The following is a 2,422-nucleotide window of genomic DNA, read 5'->3' as shown; positions in this document are numbered from 1 at the left end:
ATGCATGATACATTGCAGCAACATCAGCAAAATAAGTTTGATGGTTTGATACGAAAAGTACATTAGAATCCGGAAGATCTACCAGATTTTCTGTTCCGGTGATTTTAAGCTTGTTGAAACCATTGAATCTTCTGTAAGAAATAATTCCCAGAATAAAAATGATTAATCTTTTTAAGAAATAAGGTGTTCCGAATGAATCGGTAAAAATGTTTTTCTTCGCCATTTTTCAATTAAACATAATAGTTGCAAAGTTACATTTTTTTAATCAACTGGCTGAATTCGCTTAAGATCATCGCTGTGGCTCCCCAAATGATATATCCGTTAAAATTAATGACCGGAACTTCATGACCTCCTGCTCCCGGAAGTGCCATAATTTCAGGGCTGTCCGGTAAATTTAAAAACGAAGTAATAGGAAATTCTATCACTTCTACCGCTTCACTTTGCTGCAAAATAAATTCAGGATTTTTTTTGGTATAAGAGATAAAAGGATACACATAAAAATTACTTGGCGGAATGTAAATAGGAGAGAGCTCCCGTATAATTCTCACATAATGTTTTTCAATGCCAATTTCTTCGGAAGTTTCGCGTATTGCGGTTTGGGCAAAATCTTCATCCATTTCTTCGCGTTTTCCGCCGGGAAGTGAAATTTGCCCGCTGTGACGGTCTCTTTCGTTTTTTGATCTTACAATCAGCGGAAAATGCCATTCATTATCTTTTAGATATAAAACAATATTTACCGCTGCAAATTTCGGATTTTTTTCTAAAACCTCATCGTATGTAAAGATAGGACGGGAAGGAGGTGAAAAAATTCCGTGTGCGTTGGCGCCTGCCAATTCAGCATTTTTTATTTTTCGTAGTAAATCTTTTCCAAAACTCATAGTTCAAATTTACTAATATATCTTGTAGAAAGGAAGTAAGAAAATGTTAATTAAAGATAATTTCAAGATAAAGGGGATAGTTTTTTAGTTGATAGTTGTTGGTTGATGGTTTGAGATTCAATGTTTAATATATTTTCAGAACTTATTTTATCTGAAAATAAAAAAGCCTCCAGATTTTTGGAGGCTGTAGAATGTTTTTTAATTAGAATATCCGCTCAATTCTTCTTTTTCTGAATTGTAGATTTTGTATTCTAAATACTTGAAAGAATCCCTCGGAATAATGGTGACCCATTTTTTATATTTCAAAAACCATTTCATTTGTATGCTTTTAATACCTTTAGTAAGGTAAGCTTCCACGAAAGGGTGTACATGCAGGAAAAGTTTTCCTTTTTCTTTCTGCATAATGGTTCTGATGGTGTCTCCCATTTTCTCAACAATTACGATCGGAGCTACAATTTCTCCGTCTTTGTTGGGATTTTCTTCTTTGATGTCGATTTGTTTTTCCGGACGGTTTCTTTGTCTTGTGATTTGTATCAATCCAAATTTACTTGGCGGTAAAATCTTGTGACGGGCTTTGTCGCGGCTCATTTCTGTTTTAAAATGCTCATACAAATCTCTTCTGTGATCGGGGTTGGTCATGTCGATAAAATCTACAACGATGATGCCTCCCATATCGCGAAGACGCAATTGTCTTGCAATTTCTGTGGCTGCCATTTTGTTCACGTGTAATGCGTGTTCTTTATTGGCAGTGTTTCCGGTGGTAATGTTGTTTCCGGAATTTACATCGACTACATGAAGTGCTTCTGTGTGCTCGATGACAAGGTATGCACCTTTTGAACTTGGAATATTTACGTGTTTTCCGAAGCTTTGTTTTAGCTGCTTTTCAACGTTATAATATTCGAGGAGAGGAATGTGGGAGTCGTAGAACTGAACGATGTTTTTTCGTTCAGGCGCTATTACTTCCAGATAATTTTTCATTTCTTCTACCATTTGCTCGTCGTCACAAATGATATTTACAAAATCCTGATTGAAGTTATCTCTCAGGATAGATGATGCTTTATCATCTTCACTCAAGACCTTAGAAGGTACTTTGTTTTTCTGAATATTCTTAAAAGTATTCTCCCATTTCTGAATCAGCTGATTCATATCATTGTGGAGGTCTGCTACTTTTTTACCTTCTGCTACCGTTCTGATGATGACGCCGAAACCTTCCGGCTTTATACTGTCGATCAAAGTGCGAAGTCTTACTTTTTCTTCAGAACTGCTTATTTTTTTTGAGATTGAAACTTTATTATCGAAAGGTATCAAAACCAAAAAACGTCCTGTTAAAGAAATTTGGGTAGAAATTCTCGGTCCTTTTGTGGAGATAGGCTCCTTGGTAATTTGCAATAAAACGATATCATCTTTAGCGATGATCTTATCTACAGTCCCGTTTTTGTCGATTTCAGGCTGAATTTCAAAATTCTTCAAGCCTGATGAAGCCTGTTTTTTAGAAACCGAATCTTTTAAAAATTTCCGGTAGGTAAGGTATTGCGGTCCCAGAT

General features: G+C 35.8%; 2 protein-coding genes and 1 pseudogene. All 3 read right to left on the bottom strand.

What is annotated here, in order from left to right; genetic code table 11:
- Positions 1–223, bottom strand: a pseudogene (locus AB4Y90_RS17515) (1-acyl-sn-glycerol-3-phosphate acyltransferase); the annotation flags it as partial.
- 28 nt (positions 224–251) lie between these two features.
- Positions 252–878, bottom strand: coding sequence for an NUDIX hydrolase (locus AB4Y90_RS17510; RefSeq protein WP_441558849.1), 627 nt, complete (start codon positions 876–878; stop codon positions 252–254).
- 198 nt (positions 879–1,076) lie between these two features.
- Positions 1,077–2,422, bottom strand: a 1,346-nt coding sequence (locus AB4Y90_RS17505; protein ID WP_441558848.1) for an Rne/Rng family ribonuclease, incomplete at its 5' end; no start/stop codon positions are given.

The sequence above is a fragment of the Chryseobacterium sp. 2TAF14 genome (assembly GCF_052115105.1).
In the GTDB taxonomy this organism is placed as follows: Bacteria; Bacteroidota; Bacteroidia; order Flavobacteriales; family Weeksellaceae; genus Chryseobacterium.
The sequence above is the reverse complement of the archived record's forward strand: the minus strand, read 5'-3'. Positions and strand labels throughout refer to the sequence as shown.